Below are 19339 nucleotides of genomic sequence, written 5' to 3' on the forward strand. Positions count from 1 at the left end.
CCTACTTAATCTGAGAATTAATTATATCATATGCTTTAATCAATTGAGTATCTTCTTTCAAATCAGGTTTATCTGTTAAAACATAATTTTGGGGAAGCTCAACGATATAATTGGGTTCGATTCCTTTTCCCTGAATATTGACGCCATTCGGTGTATAATACCGTGCTATTGTATATTTTAAGGCAGTACCATCATTGAAATCATATATTGATTGAACAAGTCCTTTACCAAAGGTTTTTGTACCGACAAGGACACCGGCTTTTCTATCCTTTACAGCCCCTGATAATATTTCAGATGCGCTGGCGCTTCCTCCATTTACAAGTAATACAAGAGGTTTGCCAAGCCCAGGACCTTTTGAAGAATATTGCTTACTTTCTATTCTACCTTTTGTACTAACTATTATACCTTTTGGTAGAAGTTCATTTGCTATATTAACACATTCATCCAAGAGTCCTCCGGGATTATCTCTTAAATCTATAATAAGTCCCTTCATTCCTTCTGATTTTAACTTATTTAAAGCAACCTTAAAATCAGCCGAAGTATGTTCATCAAACATTGTAATCTTAATGTATCCTATATTATTGGCAAGCATCTGACTATCAACGGTTTGAAGCACTATGGTTTCTCTTGTCAATGTCTTATTCATCGTCTTATCATCTCTGAGGATTGTTAATGTTACATTGGTTCCCTCCGGTCCTTTCATCAGTGCAACAGCCTCATCTAAATTGTTCCCGCTAACTTTTTTATCATCAACAGATATAATAATATCACCCGTCTTTATTCCCGCTTTTTCACCCGGGGTATTTTTAATCGGTGAGACAACAACAATATGCCCCTTTTTATCAGCAGAAACAATGATACCCACACCGGCATAAGAACCTCTCGTTTGTGTCATAAAATCAGAATAATCCTTCTTATCAAAATATACCGTATAAGGATCATTTAAGGAACCGGCCATACCTTTTATTGAACCATCAACAAGCTTTGATGTATCTATTTTATCAACATATGCATTTTTTAATATCCCTCTTACCTCAAAAAGTTTTTGATATTGCTTCATAAGAGAATATTCATTTCTGGAAACTATAACCCTGCCTCCTGGCAATATCAATGATAAAGAATTTGTTAATATAAATGTTATTAAACTTGTTATAATCACTAATATAACTGCACCCGTGTAAATCTTACGTCTTGTCATATATTCCCCACCTTTTAATAGTTTGATTAATTATATGCTATTTCTTTTTATTATACAATAAATAAAGGAAATAAAAAAATTGACCGGTTATCTTAACCAGTCAACAGGGTTAGTAGGTACACCATTTTTTCGTACTTCAAAGTGTAAATGAGGACCGGTTGCCCATCCGGTACTCCCGGCTTTTGATATCTGTTGGCCTCTTTTTACAAAATCGCCCTCTTTAACAAGAATCTGAGAATTATGTGCATATAATGTAGATATCCCATCACCATGGTCTATAATAACAGTATAACCATAACCACCATAATATCCTGTAAATATTACTCTTCCATCAGCAGCGGCAACAATAGCAGCACCCTCTGATGCAGATATATCTATCCCTGTGTGCATTTTATATTCGTTAAATATCGGATGATAACGCATACCAAATGGTGATGTAATAGTTGAACTGCTTGGTACCGGCCATCCTAATTTACCTCCGGAATACTTTAAATTAGATTTTGATTGAAAACTGGCTATCACGCCCTCCAACTGACTTGACTGCTGCAGCAGTTCATTTTCCTGCTGTTCATACACTCTTTGTTGGCTTTCAAGGTCTCTCATTATGCCCTGTCTTGAAACAAGTGCTACTTGTAGGTCTTTCTGCCTTAAAGCAATTTGATTTTTATAATTTTCAGCATCCTGTTTCATTAATGATAGTTCCTCTTCCTTGCTTTGAACAATCTGCCGTTGCTTTTGATATGAGTTAAGAAGGTTTATATCAAACCCTATAATTCTTTTAACCAAGTCAATCCTGCTGATAAAATCTGCAAAATTCTGTGAACTTAATATTACGTCAAGATATCCCGTTTCACCTCCACTTATGTACATAGCCCTTATGCGGTCTTTTAAGGAATTTTGCTGTTTTTGCTCAGTTTTTTTTGCCTCATCCAGTTCCTGCTGTGTTTTCTTTAGCTTTGTTACTATGTCATTTAATTTGTTTTGTGCATTATTTAACTCCTGGGTTGTTGTATTTAATTTCGAATCAAGGTCCTGAAGCTGTGCAGTTATATCTTTTTTTTGATTAGAAATTTCCGCTTGTTTTTTTCTAAGTTCTTCTATTGATTGTTGTACACTGTTTAACTTGTTCTGTGCATCTTGAAGCTGATCAGCTTTTGGACATGAAGCAATCAAAATAGAAACTGAAAACAGAATCAAAAATATAAGTTTTTTACACCTTCCTCTTATCAAGAATATACCCCCTTATATTTTTATTATACATTTAAAAATTTTTTAATGGATATACCACTGCCAACAGCACCGATGACTGCTCCCATTACAGCGAAATATACAGCAGTCTGTTTTATAATATCCTTTAATGGAAGCAATTCGAATATAATAAGTTTACTTCTAGTAATATCTATAGCATATCCATATAATAAACTAAGCAACAAAACTGAAAGCAAAGCACCTATAAGCCCTAAAATAATTCCCTCTATCAGGAAGGGCCATCTGATAAACCAGTCGGTAGCCCCTATATATTTCATTATGTTTATTTCTTTCCTTCTTGAAAAAACTCCAAGCTTTATTGTGTTGGAAATAATTACAATTGAAATTATGAAAAGAATTAATATTACAGCAATACCGACTATTCTTATTATATTTATGAAACTGATAAGCTTATCGACAACATCTTGTCCATAATTTACTTTATATACACCGTTAATTTTACTAATTTCTTCAGAGACCTGTTTCATCATCTTAGCATCCTTAACGCTTACAATATAGGACTGTGGCATAGGATTATCCTTTTGAAGCCCGTCTATTAAATAGCTTTTGTCCCCCAGTTGTTTTTTAAAATTTTCAAATGCCTGTTGTTTGGATTCAAACACTACTGATTGAACACCATCTATACCTTTTATCTTTTCACCAAGTTTATTTAATTTATCTCCATTCAAATTATCATTAACATACGCCTTTAATTGCAACTGTGACTCAACCTTGTTTACCATCGCATTTATATTAAAAATCATTATAAGAAACATCCCAAGAATTAAAAGAGCAGCCGCTACAGATGTAATTGAAGCTAATGTCATGGCTTTATTTCTTTTTACATTTGTAAAACCCTCCTTTAAAAAATAAACTGCGGATTTATACCTCATAGCAATAAACACCCCTTGCTTCATCTCTAACTATGTTGCCTTTATCTATTTCAATAACCCTTTTTTTCATAATATCAACAATATCCTTAGCATGTGTCGCCATTACAACCGTCGTTCCTCTTTTATTTATTTCTGAAATCAATTTTACTATATCCCATGTGGTATCTGGGTCAAGATTACCTGTTGGTTCATCAGCAACAAGAATCGAAGGCTCATTTACTATTGCTCTTGCAAGTGAAGCCCTTTGTTGCTCTCCCCCTGACAACTGCTGTGGATATGAATTGGCTCTATCGCTTAAGCCAACCAAAGATAATACCATTGGAACCCTTTTTCTGATTTCTCTCGGTTCTGCTTCTACTATTTTCATAGCGAAGGCTATATTTTCATAAACAGTTTTATTTGGAAGCAACCTAAAATCTTGAAATACAACCCCAATAGTCCTTCTTAAATACGGTACTTCTTTCCTTTTTAATAATGTTATATCCTTTTTATCTATGTAAATATTCCCTGTTGTTGGTATCTCTTCTCTTAACAAAAGCTTTAAAATAGTGGACTTGCCGGCACCACTGGAGCCAACCAAAAATACAAATTCTCCGTTATCAATAGTAAAACTAATATTAGATACTGCAATAATGTTATTTTTATATTTTTTAGATACCCCTGAAAATTTAATCAATATTCATCACCTTCAATATAGTTTATCAAGAATAATCATCTCTTTCGCAATAAAAACTTTATTATCAGTAAATTTAAAATAAAATATCATACTTTAGCATTAATTATACCTTTCCGCATTTATAATATTCTATATTTATATCAAAAATCCTTCTTTTTTATATATTTTTCATCAAAAAAATTTCTTGAAATTAATTATACACTAATTATACTATATTTTATAGAAGAAAAAAAATCCATTTTCTTCATTGAATACTTTAGCATAATACGTCAATCTGTAAAATTGTTCAAGAACCCGCATTTAGAATAATTGTTTGAATTATGATATTTGATTATTGCAAATTTTATAAAATGTAATATAATATTAATAATACTATAATGATTGTAAATCCTGTATGATATGTAATTTGTGATAAAATAATGGTAATGAACATTTTCGTACAATGCAATTTACAAAATAATATTTTGCATATTGGATTTTTTAAGGGGGTTACAAAATGTTAAAAGAAGGACAAGTAAGAATTCCCTCAGGCTGTGCTATAAGCGGCATGATGGATCAAACCGGAGCAGTTTTTACCGGTCAAAAAATTGCGGATTCCATTGCAACGATGCATGATAGATCGAATGGTCTAGGAGGCGGTTTTGCCTCATATGGTATATATCCAGAATTTAAGGATCACTATGCCTTTCACATATTTTATAATGATTTACAATCAAGACAAGAAACAGAAGAGTATTTAAAAGCTAATTTTGTTGTGGCTTTTGAAGAAAAAATACCAACAAGAAAGATACCTCAAATAACAAATGCACCACTTATATACAGATATTTTGCAATACCAAAGCTCGAAAAATTAAATGATACAGAGCTTACCGATGATGATTTTATCGTAAAATTTGTTTTTGACGTTAACATCAAGATAAAAGGTGCATATATTTTCTCAAGTGGAAAAAATATGGGGGTATTTAAAGCTGTTGGTTATCCTGAAGATGTAGCAGAGTTCTTTAAATTAGAGTCCTATAGTGGATATATGTGGACAGCCCATGGAAGATTCCCTACAAACACACCGGGTTGGTGGGGCGGTGCTCATCCGTTTAACCTGCTGAATATCTCAGTTGTCCACAATGGTGAACTTTCATCATATGATACAAATCGTAAATATCTTGAGGAATTCGGTTATGTATGCACACTGCAAACAGACACAGAAGTTGTCGCATATATTTTTGATCTCCTGCTAAGAAAACAAAAACTGCCTATTAACTTAGTATGTAAGGTGATTGCTTCACCTTTATGGGATCAAATTGACAGGATGTCCCCAAAAGAAAAGGCTCTTTACAGCAGCCTCAAAATAATTTACAGCAAGGCATTATTAAATGGTCCATTTTCTATTATAGTAACATTTGAAGACGGATTTGTGGCAATAAATGACAGGATAAAATTAAGATCTCTGACAGCAGCTCAAAATGGTGATATGATATATGTAGCAAGTGAGGAATCAGCCATTAGAGAGGTTTGCAAAAATCCTGAAAAGGTCTGGATACCTCGTGGTGGCGAACCTGTAATTGCAAAACTTAAACAAACAAATACAAATGAAATTTATGAATCAAAGGAGGTTACTGCATGAGCTTAAACTACCTCACACCGGAATTTAAGGTTATACGAGATTATGATTTATGTATAAATTGCAAAGTTTGCATGCGACAATGTGCAAATCAAGTCCATAGCTATGATGAACAACTTAATAAAATGGTTGCAGATGATTTTAAGTGTGTTAACTGCCAAAGATGTGTTGTTATGTGTCCAACCCATGCTCTGACAATTATTAAACATCCGCAGGATTTCCGCCAACATGCAAACTGGACATATGATACAATACGTGATATTTACAGACAAGCAGAAACAGGAGCAGTTCTCTTAACTGCAATGGGTAATGACAGACCATATCCAATTTATTGGGATAAAATGGTTGTTAATGCAAGTCAAGTTACCAATCCTTCCATTGACCCTTTAAGAGAGCCAATGGAATTAAGAGTTCACATAGGAAGAAAACCGGACAAAATTGAACTTGACGAAAATCTAAATGTAAAAACGCAAATGCCTCCACAATTAAAATTAGAAGTACCAATATTATTTTCTGCTATGTCCTATGGTTCCATCAGCTATAATGCACATGCCTCCCTTTCAAGGGCTGCTGAAAAATTGGGCATATGCTATAATACGGGTGAAGGCGGACTCCACAAAGATTTCCGTAAATACGGAAAAAATACTATTGTTCAAGTGGCTTCAGGAAGGTTTGGCGTCAATAGAGAATATTTAAATACAGCCGCTGCTGTTGAAATAAAAATAGGTCAGGGAGCAAAACCCGGTATAGGTGGGCACCTTCCAGGAGAAAAAGTCAGTGAAGATGTTTCCGAGACAAGAATGATACCTGTTGGAAGTGATGCTATATCACCTGCTCCACATCATGATATATACTCAATCGAAGACCTGTCACAGCTTATATACTCCTTAAAAGAAGCAACAGATTACAAAAAACCTGTTGGTGTAAAAATCGCTGCTGTTAATAATGTAGCAGCAATAGCCTCAGGAATTGCAAGAGCTGGTGCAGATTATATAGCTATTGACGGTTTCAGGGGTGGTACAGGTGCAGCACCAAAAAGAATCAGAGATAATGTCGGTATCCCTATAGAATTTGCAATTGCATCTGTTGATTCAAGACTTCGTTCTGAAGGAATACGCCATACTGTTTCTCTTATAGCTTCAGGCAGTATTAGAAATAGTGCAGATATAATAAAAGCTATTGCACTTGGGGCAGATGCTGTTTATATTGGTTCTGCCGCATTGATTGCATTAGGTTGTCATATGTGTCAAAAATGCAACACCGGAAAATGCAACTGGGGTATTGCAACACAAGACCCCTACCTTGTAAAAAGACTTAATCCTGAAATAGGTTATAAAAGACTTGTAAATCTTGTAACTGCATGGGGACATGAAATTAAAGAAATGCTCGGTGGAATGGGTATAAATGATATTGAAAGTTTAAAAGGTAATAGATTGATGCTGAGAGGTATTGGAATGACACAAAAAGAACTTGATATACTCGGCATACTTGCAGCTGGAGAATAGAGGAGGTATATTTGTGAAAAAAATCTATGTCAAAGAAGAAGTATGTATTGGTTGTAAACTCTGTGAAGTATATTGCGTAACTTCACATTCTAAATACAAGGATGTGTTAAAAGCCTTCAAATTTGAAAGCATTATACCAACACCAAAAATTGTTGTTGAGGAAAATGGACCTTTGTCCTTTTCCTTACAATGCAGACATTGTGACGATGCTCCTTGTGTTAAAGCCTGTATCACAGGTGCAATGCAAAAAGACCCATTAACAGGCATAGTAACATGTAATACCGATAAATGTGTAGGCTGTTGGACATGTATATTAGCATGCAGCTTTGGTGCCATCTTACGGGATGAAAAAAATAAAGTGGCTTCTAAGTGCGATTTATGTGCAGATACAGGTGAACCGGCATGTGTTAAAAATTGTCCAAATGACGCACTTGTATACAGTGAAGGAGGCATAAAAGCATGAAAATCGTCATTATAGGAAATTCAGTTGCAATGGTAGGAGCTGTTGAAGCCATAAGGAAAAATGACAAAAATACTGAGATTATCGTTATCTCAGATGAAAAATACCATGTATATTCAAGACCACTAATATCATATTACCTGGGAAATACTGTATCTGAAGAAAAGATGTCTTATAGGGATATGGACTTTTACACCAAAAACAATATTAAAACATATTTATCTACAAAGGTTGTTTCGATAGATGAAAATAAAAATACTGTATGCTTTGAAAACGGGGACAGTATTGAATACGATAAACTACTAATTGCCACAGGTGGAAAACCTTTTGTTCCTCCAATGGAAGGTTTAAATAAAAAAAATATTCATACATTTACTAAGCTTGATGATGCAAAGGAATTAAAAAAATCGGCAAAAACCGGTTCAAAGGCAGTTATTATAGGCGGCGGATTAATCGGATTTAAGGCTGCTGAAGGTCTTCATGATTTAGGTGTAGATGTTACAATAGTAGAACTTTCCGATAGAATACTAAGTACCATCTTGGATAAGGAGTCTGCAGCAATCATTTCCGAAAGGCTTATTAAAGATGGCATAAAAATAATAACAAATACAACGGCAGATAAAATTCTTGGAAATGAATATGTAACAGGTGTACAACTTAAGAACGGAGAAGAATTACAGGCAGATAACCTTATTTTTGCGATTGGTGTTGTTCCAAATACTGAAATTGTTAAAAATACCTCCATTAAATTAAACCGTGGTATTATTGTTGACAACAAAATGAAAACAAATATTGACAATATATATGCAGCAGGTGACGTAGCAGAAGGTTATGATATGTTGATTGGTGGAAATCGTGTTGTACCTATCTGGCCAAATGCCTATCTTCAAGGTGAAATAGCAGGTTTAAATATGATTGGAATAGAAAGCGTAAATAAAGGTACTTTCCCTATGAATTCAATCGGATATAAAGATACCTATATTATTACCGGAGGAATAATAAATCCGCAGGAAGAAGGATATGAAATACTGTTAAAATCTGATGATACCAAAAAAATATATAAGAAGATTATTATAAAAGATAACAGACTTAAAGGCTTTATCTTAATTAATGATATAGACAGAGCGGGAATATTTACTGGTTTAATAAGGGATAGTATTGATATTACACCTTTTAAAGATTGTTTGCTAAAAGATGATTTTGGTTATTCATATTTCCCAAAGAGCTTAAGAAAATCAAAGATGCTTGGACAGGAGGCGGCGATTTAATGAAAACAATAAATGCTGAAGGTATGCACTTTAAAGACCTTAATGACTTAATTAAAGAATTTGTATGTTCTGGCGAAGATATAATAAATATAAAAAATGTAAATGGTCAAAGGTACATTGCCGATAATTTATCTGGTAAAACCAAAATAAATATAGAAGGAACCCCAGGCAACGATATGGCTGCATTTATGGACGGTCTTTCCATTGAGGTCTTTGGAAATGGTCAGGATGCAATAGGTAACACCATGAATGACGGAAACATAATAATACATGGTCATGCCGGCGATGTCATCGGATACGGCATGAGAGGCGGTTCTATGTATATTAAAGATAATGTAGGCTATAGGGTAGGCATTCACATGAAAGAATTCAAAGACAAGATTCCTGTACTTGTCATTGGTGGGAATACCGGTGACTTCTTTGGAGAATATATGGCAGGTGGATGTATGATTGTACTTAATCTCAATAATGAAAAAGATATTGTGGGAGATTATTGTGGAACCGGAATGCATGGCGGTGTTATTTATCTGAGAGGCGATATAGAAAATTATAAACTTGGGAAAGAAGTAATTAAAGAAAAAATAAATGACAATGATTATGCAATGATACAAAAGTACACTGAAAATTTTGCAAAATATTTTAACTTTGATATTAATGAAATCCTATCACATGATTTCATTAAATTACATCCTGCAGGCAAAAGACCATATGGAAAAATGTACACATAAAGGCGAGTATTCTCGCCTTTATTCTATATGAAGTATGAAATGTCTTGTTAATATTATACTAACACAAAAGCCCAGTCGTATTGACATTCAAAAATATTAATGATATTATATAAAAAATAAATATTGTACCTCATCTTTTTTAGATGAGGTAGAGGTGCGGAGCATCAAGAGTAATATATTTGAGGTATTCAAGGTACCTGTGAGAATATATGAAAGGGATATATCCGCCGAAGCCCAAAAATGCCTTGATGTTTTTGGAGCTGGGTCTATGCTTAAGAGGCATAGGACTGTCACTGATAATTTCCCTAAGGTCATCAGTGATGAGCTATCTCATTTTTGGGAATGATGTAGGACATTGCCTTTTGGCTTTGCAGCAGGGAAACCTTAGCTGCTTTTATTTATATTTCAATTATTTATATAATAGAACTGAATGGAGATGATTTTATGCTGCAAGGTAGCATGCATATAAATTCAAAAGGGCATCTTGAAATAGGTGGATGTGATACAGTTAAACTATCAAAACAATATGGAACACCACTTTATGTTATTGACGAAGAACAACTGCGAAAAAATTGCAGGTCTTTTTATAACTGTTTTAAAGCAGACTATCCAGAAAATAATGTAATATATGCCAGCAAAGCATTTATGACAACAGCAATATGTAAAATCATAGAAGAAGAAGGACTCGGTCTCGATGTTGTTTCCGGTGGTGAACTTTATACAGCTTTAAAGGCAGATTTTCCTGTTAAAAATATTTTTTTCCATGGAAACAATAAATCAGCCGAAGAGCTGACAATGGCATTGGAATATGGGATTGGACGAATTATTGTCGACAACTGGTTTGAACTCAATATATTAAATGAACTATCCGGAAAAATGAAGAAAAAGCCAAATATATATTTAAGAATTTCCCCCGGTGTAGAAGCCCATACACATGAGTATATTAAAACGGGTCAAATAGATTCGAAATTTGGTTTTCCATTGTTTAATGGAGATGCTCTTGATGCAATAAAATATGCACTTAACCTTGAAAATATCAATTTAATTGGTCTTCACTGCCACATTGGTTCACAGATATTCAGCTATAAATCTTATAATGCTGAAATAGAAATTATGATGAATTTTTTAAAAACCGTAAAAAATGTTACCTCATGGGAAGTTGAAGAATTAGACCTCGGTGGTGGGTTTGGAATAGCTTATGTTGATGAAGATGACCCTCAACCTATAGAAACAATTGCAAAAGAGATTATAAAATCGGTTAAAGAATTTTCTAATGCATTAAATCTTAGATTGCCTGGAATCATCGTTGAACCGGGGCGTTCCATAATAGGAAATGCAGGAACTACACTTTATAAGGTTGGTGCTATTAAAAACATACCAAATATACGAAAATATGTTTCAGTTGATGGAGGCATGACAGACAATATAAGAACTGCCTTATATGGAGCAAAATACAGTGCAATTGTTGCCAATAAGGCTAAAAAAATAAACTTTGAAAAAGTTTCTATTGCCGGAAAATGCTGTGAATCAGGTGATATGCTTATCTGGGATATAGAACTTCCCCAACTTGAGAGCGGAGATATTATTGCTATAACTTGTACGGGTGCTTATAATTACTCAATGGCAAGTAATTATAATAGGATTACACGTCCTGCTGTGGTTCTTGTACAAAATGGAAATGCCGATATGATTGTTGCAAGAGAAACATATGATGACCTTATTAAAAATGATATTATACCTGATAGATTAATTAATAAAAATAAAAAACACATTATAGCTTAAAAAAGGAGCAATAAATTGCTCCTTTTTACTCTGTGGCTTCTTCTTCAGGCTCCGTCTTTTTTACATCTTCCGCCTTTGGAACGACAACTGTAAGAACGACTTCATCAGGGTCATCAACGACTTCTACTCCTTCAGGAATAATTAAATCCCTAATATATAACGTATCACCAACATTAAGATTTGATATGTCTACATCCAATTCCTCTGGAATCTTACCTGGCAAACATTTTATATTTAGTTCCCATATCTGGTGCTGTACAATTGCACCCTTGCTTTCAAGAATGCCAACACCCTTTAATTTTAACGGTACAGTTGATTCAATCTTTTCGTACATAGATACTATTTGGAAATCCACATGAAGTAATTTTCCCTTTAATGTATCATTCTGAATTTCTTTTATTATTGCATTATGTGTTGACCCATTCACAATTACATCGAGGAGGACATTCCTTCCATTTGTTTGCAATATTTTGCAAAACTTTTTATCTGCAACAGCTATAGGAATGCTCTCCATACCATTACCATATAAAACAGCAGGAATATAACCTTCTTTTCTTAATTTATAAGCTATATTCTTACCCGGCTTTCTTGTTACAGCTTCAACATTAACACTTTCCATTTAGTCTCTCCTCCTTCGATATTTTGTTGTTATTTTCCATTTATTATAGCACTAAAATTAACAAATAGCAAATTTATTATCAAAATATAAAATCTGTTGAAAGAAAATTTGACTTTCTTTCTCTAAGGATTTTTGTTATGATTTCTTTATTAAGGTCATTTTCTTTAGCCGCTACAAGGGTTCTGATTGAAAAAGCACGCAAGGCGTCTGACACTGATAATGTCCCTTCTGCCGAATCCTTCCTTCCCGTAAACGGAAACACATCAGGTCCCCTCTGGCACTGACTGTTTATATTAACCCTACATACTTGATTTACAAGGGAATCAATTAATTTACTTATAATATCAGGGTCCTTAGCAAAAAGGCTTACCTGCTGACCATAATTTGATTCAATTATATAACGAGTAGGTATTTCTATATCATCATATGGAACAACCGGTATTACCGGACCAAACTGTTCTTCATGATATATCTTCATCTTATCATTTACAGGATATAAAACAGCGGGATAAAACAAACTTTCTTTTATTATGCCACCCTTATTATTTATTATATTTGCTCCAAGGTCCCTTGCATCTTGAATCAGTTTTTCAAGATACTTAATTCTATCATTACTGGGAATCGGTGTTATATTTACATTAGCTTCCCATGGCATTCCAACTTTAAGCCTGTCTATTTCATTCGCAAATTTATCGAGAAAAGCATCTACGATATCAGAATGTACAAATAATATCTTTAAAGCCGTACATCTCTGCCCATTAAATGAAAGGCTTCCTAAAACGCATTCTTTTACGGTCATATCAAGGTCAACATCAGGTAAAATTATTGCTGCATTTTTTGATTCCAAGCCCAAAACACAACGAAGCCTATGAGGTTTTGGATGCTGTTTTCTTAATGTATCAGCAACTTCACTGGAGCCAATAAATGCAAGAACATTAACTTTACCTGAAGCTACTATAGGAGCTACCACCTGTTGACCTCGTCCATAAATTGTATTAACAACACCTTTAGGAAAACAATCTTTAAAAATGCTTAAAATTGGTCTGTGTAAAAGAACTCCCATCTTAGGTGGTTTTAAAATTACCGTATTTCCCATTATCAATGCAGGTATCAGGATTGTAAAAGTTTCATTAAGAGGATAATTATATGGTCCCATACACATAACAACGCCTAAAGGAGAACGTCTTATTTGGGCTATTACTCCATCTTCAATTACAAATCGGGAAGATATTCTGTCAAGGTCCTTCATTGCATCAATTGTATCCATTATATATTCTACAGTCCTATCAAATTCCTTAAGAGAATCTTCGTAAGATTTGCATATCTCCCACATTAACAGATTTACAACCTCTTTTTTCTTTTCCTTAAATCTAAAGGCAAACTCTTCTACATGTTTTATTCGATCTGCTACTGCCATTGTAGGCCATTGCCCTCTTCCCTCATCGTAAGCATTCAATGCTGATTTCAATGCTTCCATAGCTTCTTTTTCTGTTAAAAGAGGATATTTGCCAATAAACTTCTTTGATAAACCTTGAGAAGTCTTTGTGTATATAGGAGAATATACCTCCTGCATATCTCCTTCCCACTGACAAAGCTTACCGTCTAAAAGATATTCCTTTTGTATGATTGGAGAACTGATTGTAAATTCTGCCGGAATTGCTTTTTCATCGGGAAATATATCCTTGAAATTTTCTTCCACATTCATTTTATAGCACCCCTTTCAATTATTTTAAAAACCATTAGTTAAAATATACCATGAAAAATAAATATTATCAAGCTGTTTTCTATTATTATTTATTTAGTATTACTTCTTGTTCAATTCATCAATCAATACTATAATATAATCAAAGAAAATTTTAGGAGGTTTATATGAAAAAAATAGCATTGCCAAAGGTCGCTTATTTCTGCATGGAATATGGTCTTCATACGGATTTTAAATTATATGCAGGAGGCTTAGGAATACTTGCAGGTGATTACTTAAAAATCTCCAAAGAGCTTAACCTGCCACTTATTGGTATAGGTATCCTGTGGAAACAAGGTTATGTAGAACAATTTATTGAAAATAACGGATTTCTATATGATGCATATCACAATTATAAATATGATTTTCTTAAAGATACAGGCATTAAGGTCAAAGTAAGGATTAGAAACCATGACGTATACTGCAAGGTATGGATGGTAGACTGTTTTAACAATGCTCCACTTTATCTGCTTGATACAGATATTCCTGAAAATGAGGATAGATGGATTACAGGGCAGCTTTACGGCTGGTTTAATGAAGAAAGAGTAGCACAGGAAATGGTTCTTGGCATTGGTGGTATAAAAGCATTGCGCTCTCTTGGATTAAAGGTTGACGTATACCATTTTAATGAAGGTCATGCTGTATTTGCCGCACTTGAATTGATACGTGAAAAAATGCAATATAAAAACATGGATTTTAAAAAAGCATGGAAGGAAACCAGTAAAGAGATAGTCTTTACTACACATACACCTGTTATTGAAGGAAATGAATCTCATAGCTTGGAACTTTTGATGTATATGGGAGCAAATAATGGTCTGACAATTGAACAAATGTCTGAAATAGGAGGAGTGCCTTTCAATATGACAATTGCCGGTTTAAGACTCTCCAGAGCGGCAAATGCGGTTTCTAAACTCCATGGAAAAACAGCAAATAAAATGTGGAAACACATTAAAAAAAGAGCCCCTATAATTTCCATAACAAATGGCATTGACAGAAAAACTTGGGTTGATAAAAGAATTGAAACTGCATATTTAAAGGGTGAAAAACTTCTTCAAACGCACAACATATTAAAAAAAGAATTAATCGAGTTTATCTATAAACGTACAGGAATAATATTAAGTGAAGAAAAACTTCTTATTGGTTCTTCAAGAAGAATTGTGCCATATAAAAGAAATGACCTTATTTTTACAGATGAAAAAATTATAGGTGGTTATCTTAATTCAGGCAAAATCCAAATAGTCCTGTCCGGTAAGGGACATCCTCTTGATGATACCAGTAAAAAAATTCTTGAAAATATAATTATCCTTACAAAGAAATACCCGAATAGCATTGTTTTCCTCGAAAATTACGACATGACAATAGGAAAATTTTTAACGCGGGGCTCTGATGTATGGCTGAATACTCCCAGAAGACCAAAAGAAGCATGTGGCACCTCAGGCATGAAAGCAGCTATGAACGGTGTGTTAAATTTGAGTATACTTGATGGATGGTGGGCTGAAGCCTGCATTGACGGTATTAACGGCTGGCAATTTGGAAATGGATTTGAATCAAACAAGATAGAAAAACTTGATAAAAATGATGTTGACTCATTGTATGATGTTCTTACAAAAAAGGTCTTGCCTTTATATTATACCGACAAATCAAAATGGGAAGCTATGATGAAAGAAAGCATCAAAACAACCTATGACAAATTCTCAGCAGATAGAATGATTAGGGAGTACTATGATTTAATGTATTAAAAGCGTAGGGATATTCCATAAAAGAATATCCCTACCTACACCTTTTATTTCTGCAACCTTTTCTCAAGTATTTGCTTTTCTTCTTCATATCCTGCCTTCCCAAGAAGTGCAAACATGTTTTTCTTATATGCTTCAACACCCGGCTGATCGAATGGATTGACACCATTTAAATATCCGCTTATACCACATGCCATCTCAAAGAAGTAAACAAGATATCCAAAATAATAAGCGGATATTTCCGGTATGCTTATTATTAGATTCGGAACGCCCCCATCATTGTGTGCAAGTATTGTACCCTGTAAAGCTCTTTTATTTATAAAATCCATTGTCTTTCCTTCAAGAAAATTAAGGCCGTCAAGGTTAGTTTTGTCTTCATAAATAGTTATATCTTCTATGGATTTTTCAATTTTAATAACAGTTTCAAATATATTTCTACTCCCATCCTGTATAAATTGTCCCATTGAATGTAGGTCTGTAGTAAAATCCACAGAGGCGGGAAATATCCCCTTATGGTCTTTGCCCTCACTTTCACCATACAATTGCTTCCACCATTCCGACAAATAATGCAGTCTTGGTTCATAATTAACTAAAATTTCTATTGCCTTGCCCTTTCTATAAAGAATATTTCTTATTACAGCATATTGCATGCTTATGTTTTCATCCATTCTATTCTTTTTATACAATAAAGATGCGTCATATGAACCCTTCATTATTTCATCAATATTTATTCCTGCAACTGCAATTGGTAAAAGTCCAACAGGTGTTAAAACAGAATACCTTCCGCCAACATCATCCGGAATTATAAATGACTCATATCCTTCTTCATCCGCAAGTTTTTTTAATGCACCTTTCCTCTTATCTGTCGTTACATATATCCTTGAACTTGCACCATCTTTACCGTATTTTTTTTCGAGAAATTCTCTGAATACACGAAATGCTATTGCAGGTTCTGTTGTAGTTCCAGATTTTGATACCACATTTATGGATACATCTTTCCCTTCAAGTAATTCAAGTAATTCTTTAAGATATGTAGAACTAATGCTGTTTCCTGCAAAATATATCTCTGGTGTAGTTCTTTTGTTTTTGGGAAGTATGTTGTAAAAAGAATGCGACAGCATTTCAATAGCTGCTCTCGCACCTAAATATGAACCGCCAATTCCTATTACAACAAAAGCATCTGAATCTGAATTAATCTTATCAGCAGCCTTTTTAATATGCGTAAGCTCATTTTTATCATAATTACGAGGCAGATCAACCCAACCAAGAAAATCTTTCCCCTGACCTGTTTTATTTAGTAGACAATCAAGTGACATTTGTGCATATTTTTCAAGATATGATATTTCATGCAGATTTATAAAATTTAGTGTATTTGAATAATCAAATCCAAGGTTTGACATATATACTTCCCCCATCCTTTGCTTTAAATTTATTTGACTTTTATAAAATATATGTGTTAATAGCGATTTCTTTCCCCTTCTTTGTCTTGAAATTTTTCTCTATTATATACTTTACATTTTCTGTGTTTTTATATAATCCCTCTTCTTCTATATTCACAAGCATATCTGCTTCCCAGATTATCTCAAAATCAAGACCATCATTTTTTGATGCAGTATGATGCCAGCCTATTATATAACACACTCTTTCGATAATATCTTTATCTTCATCATTATTTTCCATTATTTCCTTAGCAACTGGAGGACCCTCTATTTCCTGGTATTTCCCACTTGAGGAATTATATTTTTCTTCGGCATTTTTAATGCCTATATCATGGAGAATCGCTGTTATTGTTATTATTTTTCTCATTTGGTCATTTACATCTTCCTGTTCCATAATCTGTTCAGCAAAATTTAATACCTTCAACGCATGATTTATACGCCTTGTATCACTGCCAAAATATTTTTTCATATCCTCAATATATTTTTCTCTAAACATTTTAATTATACTCCTCTCTATTTCTCCCCATCAACAATAATTCTTCATATAATTTATCGAGGTCTTTTATTTCTATATGATCCGGAAAATCATTGATAGCCGCACATACTGCCATTTTATAATTTTTATCAAGATTATATAATTTAAAACAGTGTTTTTTAACTTCGTTTTTTGTCTTAAATATTATTTTATTTTCTTGTATTTGGAAGCAAAACGAATTAAGCGGAATATTCATGCCCTTCCCCACTGCTTTTATATAACTTTCTTTTAAAACCCATAATTCATAAAAATATGATAATCTTTCCTCGTTATCTTTTCTCATAATTTCTTTATATTCATCAAGTGTGAAAAATCGTTTTGCAATATCTATATTAACAGGCTGTATCTTTTGTATATCAACACCTATAGGTAAATCATGTATCGCTGCAATAATCCAATCTCCTGAATGTGAAATATTGAACTGAACATTGCAATTATTTTTTAGACACGGTTTCCCATATTTATTCTTATAAAAAATTAAGTCCTCGTTTTTTAATCCTGTTTCTTGACAAATGGCTATTCTTACAATAATATCACCCATCAAAGACCTTACGGCATCATCTAATCTTCTGAACCTTCTTATTCTTTCTCGTTTTTCTTTTGAAACATAAATTATGTAATTATCAAAAAATTCTTTTTTGATTTTATCCCGCAGCTTTATCCCATAAATTTTTATCATCCTGAACCTGCTTCCACTAAATGCTTTTGCATAATATAATATGTTAATAAAATTATATCATATTATTAAAAATATTTTAATACAATAAATCAGTTGTGTTTTTATTTATTGTATCACCTCTTTATATAAATGAATATTATGTAAATGAAATATTATTTATATGGAGGTTTTGTATATGAATGAATATTACAATCAGTATATGAAGTCATGCAACACAAGCCAAAAAGGTCTTGCTGAGGCATATGTACCTTTTCAAAAATATATATCTGTATACTCGCCTGAACAAGGACTTGTAAGAGGAACTATTTTCCCTGAACTGGATAAACCATATATGGGGAAAAAGTCTGGAGGTATTAATTATGGATGCTAAAGCAAAAATGCTCCGTAAGCTAATGGAAATAGAATTTGCCTGTGTAGATTTAAACCTGTACCTTGATACACATCCATCTGAAGAAAAAGCACTTCAAAGTTATAATTATTACAGTGAGCAATTGAAAACCCTAAAGACTCAGTATGAACAACTATATGGCCCTTTAATGGCTTTTGGTCAATCTGCCGGCCAGTATCCCTGGAAATGGATAGATGAACCATGGCCATGGGAAATACAATATTAAGGAGGCTTGCTTAATTATGTGGGTATATGAAAAAAAATTACAGTATCCAGCAAATGTCTGTAAACCGGATGTAAAAATGGCAAAATTTTTAATTGCACAATATGGCGGACCTGATGGAGAACTTGCTGCAGCATTACGGTATCAAACACAAAGATATACAATGCCTACGGGACAATCAAAAGCCACATTGACTGATATTGGAACTGAAGAATTGGCTCATCTTGAAATAATTGCAACGATGGTTTTTAAACTTTTAAAAGGTGTCCCTGTGGAACAGTTAAAGAAAGAGGGACTTGGAGAAAACTATGTTGAACATGATAGAGGAATCTTCTATAATGACACGACAGGAACACTTTGGACCGCAGCATATATACAAGCAAAAGGCGACGTTATTGCCGACCTTCATGAAGATATGGCAGCAGAAGAAAAAGCAAGAGCAACCTATGAACATCTTATCAATTTAACTGATGACCCATGTGTCAAAGATACCTTAAAATTTCTAAGGGAACGTGAAATCGTGCATTTCCAAAGATTCGGCGAAACCCTTGGAAGGGTTAGAGAACATTTAGAAGGAAAGAAGTATTTTTAGTTTTACACCGG

Annotated in this window: 19 protein-coding genes and 1 riboswitch; of the genes, 10 read left to right on the forward strand and 9 right to left on the reverse strand. The window is 33.6% G+C overall.

Going from position 1 to position 19339, the window contains the following annotated elements; genetic code table 11:
* Position 1: 1 nt before the first annotated feature.
* The 4 genes from AC0LWJ_RS04195 to ftsE form a co-directional block, all read right to left on the reverse strand.
* Positions 2-1198 (reverse strand): S41 family peptidase, encoded by a 1197-nt coding sequence (locus AC0LWJ_RS04195; protein ID WP_474238203.1) that lies wholly within the window; start codon positions 1196-1198, stop codon positions 2-4.
* A gap of 87 nt (positions 1199-1285) precedes the next feature.
* On the reverse strand, positions 1286-2428 hold the full coding sequence (locus tag AC0LWJ_RS04200) for a murein hydrolase activator EnvC family protein (RefSeq protein ID WP_474238200.1): 1143 nt from the start codon (positions 2426-2428) through the stop codon (positions 1286-1288).
* A gap of 23 nt (positions 2429-2451) precedes the next feature.
* The gene (gene ftsX, locus AC0LWJ_RS04205; protein ID WP_474238198.1) at positions 2452-3339 is read right to left on the reverse strand and encodes a permease-like cell division protein FtsX; all 888 of its coding nucleotides are present in this window, start codon (positions 3337-3339) and stop codon (positions 2452-2454) included.
* Positions 3329-4015, reverse strand: coding sequence for a cell division ATP-binding protein FtsE (ftsE, locus tag AC0LWJ_RS04210; protein WP_474238196.1), 687 nt, complete (start codon positions 4013-4015; stop codon positions 3329-3331). The genes ftsX and ftsE overlap by 11 nt, the downstream gene beginning before the upstream one ends.
* Positions 4016-4511: 496 nt before the next feature.
* Here ftsE and AC0LWJ_RS04215 point away from each other — a divergent pair, with 496 nt between their 5' ends.
* From AC0LWJ_RS04215 to lysA, 6 genes are all read left to right on the forward strand, one after another.
* A complete protein-coding gene (locus AC0LWJ_RS04215; RefSeq protein ID WP_474238194.1) occupies positions 4512-5636 on the forward strand; it encodes a class II glutamine amidotransferase in 1125 nt (374 codons plus the stop codon).
* Positions 5633-7138, forward strand: a complete 1506-nt coding sequence (locus tag AC0LWJ_RS04220) for a glutamate synthase-related protein (RefSeq protein ID WP_474238191.1) — start codon at positions 5633-5635, stop codon at positions 7136-7138. The genes AC0LWJ_RS04215 and AC0LWJ_RS04220 overlap by 4 nt, the downstream gene beginning before the upstream one ends.
* Positions 7139-7151: 13 nt before the next feature.
* On the forward strand, positions 7152-7601 hold the full coding sequence (locus tag AC0LWJ_RS04225; RefSeq protein ID WP_474238187.1) for a 4Fe-4S dicluster domain-containing protein: 450 nt from the start codon (positions 7152-7154) through the stop codon (positions 7599-7601).
* The gene (locus AC0LWJ_RS04230) at positions 7598-8866 is read left to right on the forward strand and encodes an NAD(P)/FAD-dependent oxidoreductase (protein ID WP_474238184.1); all 1269 of its coding nucleotides are present in this window, start codon (positions 7598-7600) and stop codon (positions 8864-8866) included. Before AC0LWJ_RS04225 ends, AC0LWJ_RS04230 begins: the two co-directional genes overlap by 4 nt.
* On the forward strand, positions 8866-9594 hold the full coding sequence (locus AC0LWJ_RS04235; protein WP_474238180.1) for a GltB/FmdC/FwdC-like GXGXG domain-containing protein: 729 nt from the start codon (positions 8866-8868) through the stop codon (positions 9592-9594). The genes AC0LWJ_RS04230 and AC0LWJ_RS04235 overlap by 1 nt, the downstream gene beginning before the upstream one ends.
* Positions 9595-9735: 141 nt before the next feature.
* A riboswitch (Lysine riboswitch) is annotated at positions 9736-9930 on the forward strand.
* Between the two features lie 108 nt (positions 9931-10038).
* Entirely contained in the window at positions 10039-11376 is a 1338-nt protein-coding gene (gene lysA / locus AC0LWJ_RS04240; RefSeq protein ID WP_474238176.1) for a diaminopimelate decarboxylase, read from the forward strand.
* A 25-nt stretch (positions 11377-11401) separates the two neighbouring features.
* Here the strand turns inward: lysA and AC0LWJ_RS04245 are convergent, their stop codons facing one another.
* The gene (locus AC0LWJ_RS04245) at positions 11402-11995 is read right to left on the reverse strand and encodes a 50S ribosomal protein L25 (protein WP_474238171.1); all 594 of its coding nucleotides are present in this window, start codon (positions 11993-11995) and stop codon (positions 11402-11404) included.
* A gap of 79 nt (positions 11996-12074) precedes the next feature.
* Positions 12075-13700: an NADP-dependent glyceraldehyde-3-phosphate dehydrogenase gene (locus tag AC0LWJ_RS04250; protein WP_474238167.1), complete on the reverse strand. Its 1626-nt coding sequence runs from the start codon at positions 13698-13700 to the stop codon at positions 12075-12077.
* A gap of 164 nt (positions 13701-13864) precedes the next feature.
* Here AC0LWJ_RS04250 and glgP point away from each other — a divergent pair, with 164 nt between their 5' ends.
* Entirely contained in the window at positions 13865-15475 is a 1611-nt protein-coding gene (gene glgP, locus AC0LWJ_RS04255) for an alpha-glucan family phosphorylase (RefSeq protein ID WP_474238164.1), read from the forward strand.
* Between the two features lie 44 nt (positions 15476-15519).
* On the opposite strand, the gene AC0LWJ_RS04260 is transcribed toward glgP, so the two are convergent.
* Genes AC0LWJ_RS04260 through AC0LWJ_RS04270 form a run of 3 tightly spaced genes read right to left on the reverse strand, consistent with a single transcriptional unit; the run spans position 15520 to position 18125 of the window.
* On the reverse strand, positions 15520-16872 hold the full coding sequence (locus AC0LWJ_RS04260; RefSeq protein WP_474238161.1) for a glucose-6-phosphate isomerase: 1353 nt from the start codon (positions 16870-16872) through the stop codon (positions 15520-15522).
* Between the two features lie 40 nt (positions 16873-16912).
* Positions 16913-17407, reverse strand: coding sequence for an HD domain-containing protein (locus AC0LWJ_RS04265; RefSeq protein WP_474238157.1), 495 nt, complete (start codon positions 17405-17407; stop codon positions 16913-16915).
* A gap of 1 nt (position 17408) precedes the next feature.
* Positions 17409-18125: a 4'-phosphopantetheinyl transferase family protein gene (locus AC0LWJ_RS04270; RefSeq protein ID WP_474238154.1), complete on the reverse strand. Its 717-nt coding sequence runs from the start codon at positions 18123-18125 to the stop codon at positions 17409-17411.
* Between the two features lie 175 nt (positions 18126-18300).
* Here AC0LWJ_RS04270 and AC0LWJ_RS04275 point away from each other — a divergent pair, with 175 nt between their 5' ends.
* From AC0LWJ_RS04275 to AC0LWJ_RS04285, 3 genes are read left to right on the forward strand one after another with little or no spacing between them, the layout of a single operon-like run.
* Complete coding sequence (locus tag AC0LWJ_RS04275; protein WP_474238152.1) at positions 18301-18495, forward strand: spore coat associated protein CotJA; 195 nt, start codon at positions 18301-18303, stop codon at positions 18493-18495.
* Complete coding sequence (locus AC0LWJ_RS04280; RefSeq protein ID WP_474238149.1) at positions 18485-18739, forward strand: spore coat protein CotJB; 255 nt, start codon at positions 18485-18487, stop codon at positions 18737-18739. Before AC0LWJ_RS04275 ends, AC0LWJ_RS04280 begins: the two co-directional genes overlap by 11 nt.
* Before the next feature lie 16 nt (positions 18740-18755).
* On the forward strand, positions 18756-19328 hold the full coding sequence (locus tag AC0LWJ_RS04285) for a manganese catalase family protein (RefSeq protein WP_474238146.1): 573 nt from the start codon (positions 18756-18758) through the stop codon (positions 19326-19328).
* Positions 19329-19339: the final 11 nt, after the last annotated feature.

This window comes from Aceticella sp. 75b-Ac (genome assembly GCF_056032965.2).

Bases quoted from the DNA above. Each gene is read 5' to 3' on its own strand.
- AC0LWJ_RS04195 (WP_474238203.1), bottom strand. From the start codon at position 1,198: ATGACAAGACGTAAGATTTACACGGGTGCAGTTATATTAGTGATTATA.
- ftsX (WP_474238198.1), bottom strand. From the start codon at position 3,339: ATGAGGTATAAATCCGCAGTTTATTTTTTAAAGGAGGGTTTTACAAAT.
- AC0LWJ_RS04215 (WP_474238194.1), top strand. From the start codon at position 4,512: ATGTTAAAAGAAGGACAAGTAAGAATTCCCTCAGGCTGTGCTATAAGC.
- AC0LWJ_RS04220 (WP_474238191.1), top strand. From the start codon at position 5,633: ATGAGCTTAAACTACCTCACACCGGAATTTAAGGTTATACGAGATTAT.
- AC0LWJ_RS04230 (WP_474238184.1), top strand. From the start codon at position 7,598: ATGAAAATCGTCATTATAGGAAATTCAGTTGCAATGGTAGGAGCTGTT.
- AC0LWJ_RS04235 (WP_474238180.1), top strand. From the start codon at position 8,866: ATGAAAACAATAAATGCTGAAGGTATGCACTTTAAAGACCTTAATGAC.
- lysA (WP_474238176.1), top strand. From the start codon at position 10,039: ATGCTGCAAGGTAGCATGCATATAAATTCAAAAGGGCATCTTGAAATA.
- AC0LWJ_RS04245 (WP_474238171.1), bottom strand. From the start codon at position 11,995: ATGGAAAGTGTTAATGTTGAAGCTGTAACAAGAAAGCCGGGTAAGAAT.
- AC0LWJ_RS04250 (WP_474238167.1), bottom strand. From the start codon at position 13,700: ATGAATGTGGAAGAAAATTTCAAGGATATATTTCCCGATGAAAAAGCA.
- glgP (WP_474238164.1), top strand. From the start codon at position 13,865: ATGAAAAAAATAGCATTGCCAAAGGTCGCTTATTTCTGCATGGAATAT.
- AC0LWJ_RS04260 (WP_474238161.1), bottom strand. From the start codon at position 16,872: ATGTCAAACCTTGGATTTGATTATTCAAATACACTAAATTTTATAAAT.
- AC0LWJ_RS04265 (WP_474238157.1), bottom strand. From the start codon at position 17,407: ATGTTTAGAGAAAAATATATTGAGGATATGAAAAAATATTTTGGCAGT.
- AC0LWJ_RS04270 (WP_474238154.1), bottom strand. From the start codon at position 18,125: ATGATAAAAATTTATGGGATAAAGCTGCGGGATAAAATCAAAAAAGAA.
- AC0LWJ_RS04275 (WP_474238152.1), top strand. From the start codon at position 18,301: ATGAATGAATATTACAATCAGTATATGAAGTCATGCAACACAAGCCAA.
- AC0LWJ_RS04280 (WP_474238149.1), top strand. From the start codon at position 18,485: ATGGATGCTAAAGCAAAAATGCTCCGTAAGCTAATGGAAATAGAATTT.
- AC0LWJ_RS04285 (WP_474238146.1), top strand. From the start codon at position 18,756: ATGTGGGTATATGAAAAAAAATTACAGTATCCAGCAAATGTCTGTAAA.